Annotated in this window: 3 protein-coding genes; all 3 read left to right on the top strand. The window is 64.7% G+C overall.

Annotated elements, in window-relative coordinates:
* Nucleotides 1–3: 3 nt before the first annotated feature.
* From RA21_RS19965 to folD, 3 genes are read left to right on the top strand one after another with little or no spacing between them, the layout of a single operon-like run.
* Nucleotides 4–1680 (top strand): formate--tetrahydrofolate ligase, encoded by a 1677-nt coding sequence (locus RA21_RS19965; RefSeq protein ID WP_039152113.1) that lies wholly within the window; start codon nucleotides 4–6, stop codon nucleotides 1678–1680.
* 59 nt (nucleotides 1681–1739) lie between these two features.
* Nucleotides 1740–2045, top strand: coding sequence for a chorismate mutase (locus tag RA21_RS19970; RefSeq protein ID WP_039152108.1), 306 nt, complete (start codon nucleotides 1740–1742; stop codon nucleotides 2043–2045).
* Nucleotides 2046–2081: 36 nt separating this feature from the next.
* Nucleotides 2082–2972 carry a bifunctional methylenetetrahydrofolate dehydrogenase/methenyltetrahydrofolate cyclohydrolase FolD gene (gene folD / locus RA21_RS19975; RefSeq protein WP_039152111.1) on the top strand — a complete coding sequence of 297 codons (891 nt, stop codon included), beginning with the start codon at nucleotides 2082–2084 and terminating at the stop codon, nucleotides 2970–2972.
* Nucleotides 2973–3057: the final 85 nt, after the last annotated feature.

The raw sequence follows: 3057 nt of genomic DNA on the forward strand, positions 1-3057 counted from the left end.
GCCATGAGCTACAAGAGTGACATCGAGATTGCGCGTGAGGCGCAGAAGAAGCCGATCCAGGAGATTGGCGCGAAGATCGGGATTTCCAGCGATGACCTGCTGCCCTACGGCCATGACAAGGCGAAGGTGAGCCAGGCGTTCATCGACTCTGTGCAGTCCAAGGAAGACGGCAAGCTGATCCTGGTGACCGCGATCAACCCGACACCGGCGGGCGAAGGCAAGACCACCACCACCGTGGGTCTGGGCGACGGTCTGAACCGGATCGGCAAGAACGCGATGATCTGTATCCGCGAAGCCTCGCTGGGCCCGAACTTCGGCATGAAGGGCGGCGCTGCAGGCGGCGGCTATGCCCAGGTCGTGCCGATGGAGGAAATGAACCTCCACTTCACTGGCGACTTCCACGCCATCACCTCGGCCCACTCGCTGCTGTCGGCGATGATCGACAACCACATCTACTGGGGCAACGAGTGCGACATCGACACCCGCCGCGTCGCATGGCGCCGTGTGGTCGACATGAACGACCGCGCCCTGCGCACCATCACCGCGTCTCTGGGCGGTGTGTCCAACGGCTTCCCGCGCGAAGCCGGCTTTGACATCACCGTGGCCTCCGAAGTGATGGCGATCCTCTGCCTCGCCAACGACCTCAAGGACCTGGAAAAGCGCCTGGGCGACATCATCGTGGCGTACCGCCGCGACAAGACCCCGGTTTACTGCCGCGACATCAAGGCAGAGGGCGCGATGACCGTTCTCTTGAAGGACGCGATGCAGCCGAACCTGGTGCAGACCCTGGAAAACAACCCGGCCTTCGTGCACGGCGGCCCCTTCGCCAACATCGCGCACGGCTGCAACTCCGTGATCGCCACCAAGACCGCGCTGAAGGTTGCTGACTATGTCGTCACCGAAGCAGGCTTCGGCGCTGACCTCGGTGCCGAGAAGTTCATGAACATCAAGTGCCGCAAGGCAGGCATCGCACCCTCCGCAGTGGTGCTGGTGGCCACCGTGCGCGCGATGAAGATGAACGGCGGCGTTGCCAAGGCAGACCTCGGTGCCGAGAACGTCGATGCGGTGAACTCCGGCTGCGCCAACCTCGGCCGCCACATCGAGAACGTCAAATCCTTCGGCGTGCCGGTTGTGGTTGCGATCAACCACTTCGTGACCGACACCGACGCCGAAGTGGACGCGGTCAAGGCCTACTGCGCCACCCACGGCGTTGAAGCAGTGCTGTCGCGCCACTGGGAGCTGGGCTCCGAGGGTTCCGCGCCGCTGGCCGAGAAGGTTGTCGAGATCGTCGACGCCGGTTCCGCCAACTTCTCGCCGATCTACCCGGACGACATGCCGCTGTTCGAGAAGATCGAGACCATCGCCAAGCGCATCTACCGCGCTGACGAGGTGCTGGCGGACAACAAGATCCGCAACCAGCTGAAGGAATGGGAAGACGCGGGCTACGGCAACCTGCCGGTCTGCATGGCCAAGACCCAGTACTCCTTCTCGACCGACCCGAGCTTGCGCGGTGCGCCGGTGGGCCACTCGGTGCCGGTGCGCGAAGTGCGCCTGTCGGCCGGTGCGGGCTTCATCGTTGCGGTCTGCGGCGAGATCATGACCATGCCGGGTCTGCCGCGCAAACCGGCGGCGGAAACCATCCGCCTGAACGAGGACGGCCAGATCGAAGGCTTGTTCTAAGACGCAAAATGCGCTTTCTGCGGCCCGGGGGCATCCCCGGGCCGCAAGAGTTTTAAGACATGACCAAGCTGACACCGCCGCAGGACTGCCAGTCGATGGCAGAGGTGCGGGCCCAGATTGACCGGCTCGATATTGCGCTGGTGCAGATGCTGGCCGCGCGGGCGGGGTATATCGACCGGGCGATCCAGCTGAAGCAAGCCAACGGCTGGCCGGCGCGGATCCCGGACCGGGTTGAGGAAGTGGTCATGAATGCCCGCGCCGCGGCGGAGGCTCAGGGGCTGGACCCCGATCTGATCGAGCATCTGTGGCGGCAGCTGGTGGACTGGTCGATTGCCCGCGAGGCGCGGGTGATCCGGGAAGAGTAAGGCGGGCCGAATGCCTGCACAAAAAGGAAGAGAGCAATGGCAGCAACTCTGATTGACGGCAAGGCCTTTGCGGCCAAGGTGCGCGGCCAGGTGGCCGAACATGTGGCGCGGCTGAAGGAGCAAAACGGCATCACCCCGGGCCTGGCGGTGGTGCTGGTGGGCGAGGATCCGGCCTCCCAGGTCTATGTGCGCTCCAAGGGCAAGCAGACCGTCGAGGTCGGCATGAACTCCTATGAGCACAAGCTGGAGGCGGACACCTCCGAGGCCGATCTGCTGGCGCTGATCGACCAACTGAACAACGACCCGTCGGTGCATGGCATCCTGGTGCAGCTGCCGCTGCCCGAGCACCTGGACGAGGATCTGGTGATCAACTCGATCGCGCCGGAGAAGGACGTGGACGGCTTCCACATCTCCAACGTCGGCCTGCTGGGCACCGGCCAGAAATCGATGGTGCCCTGCACGCCCTTGGGTTGCCTGATGATGCTGCGCGACCACCACGGCAGCCTCTCGGGCATGGACGCGGTTGTCATTGGCCGCTCCAACATCGTCGGCAAGCCGATGGCGCAGCTGCTGCTGGGTGACAGCTGCACCGTGACCATCGCGCATTCGCGCACCAAGGACCTGCCGGACGTGGTGCGCCGCGCCGACATCGTGGTTGCTGCTGTTGGCCGTCCGGAAATGGTGCCGGGCGACTGGATCAAGGAAGGCGCCACCGTCATTGACGTGGGCATCAACCGGATCGAGCGCGACGGCAAGAACGTGCTGGTGGGCGACGTCGACTTCGCCTCCGCCGCCGAGCGCGCCGGCGCCATCACCCCGGTCCCCGGCGGCGTCGGCCCGATGACCATCGCCTGCCTGCTGGCGAACACCGTCACCGCCTGCTGCCGCGCCAATAACCTCGCCGAGCCCGAAGGCCTGACGGCGTAAGACGTTCGCAGAACAGCAACGGCTGAAAATGACACTCCCGCCGGATCGCCTCCGGCGGGAGTTTTTTTGGAAAGATGAAATGAGG

Origin of the sequence: Leisingera sp. ANG-DT, from assembly GCF_000813785.1 — a bacterium.
Classification (GTDB): Bacteria; Pseudomonadota; Alphaproteobacteria; order Rhodobacterales; family Rhodobacteraceae; genus Leisingera.

What these genes read in the sequence shown, in the direction of transcription:
- RA21_RS19965 (WP_039152113.1), top strand. Translation starts at nt 4, where the DNA reads ATGAGCTACAAGAGTGACATCGAGATTGCGCGTGAGGCGCAGAAGAAG.
- RA21_RS19970 (WP_039152108.1), top strand. Translation starts at nt 1,740, where the DNA reads ATGACCAAGCTGACACCGCCGCAGGACTGCCAGTCGATGGCAGAGGTG.
- folD (WP_039152111.1), top strand. Translation starts at nt 2,082, where the DNA reads ATGGCAGCAACTCTGATTGACGGCAAGGCCTTTGCGGCCAAGGTGCGC.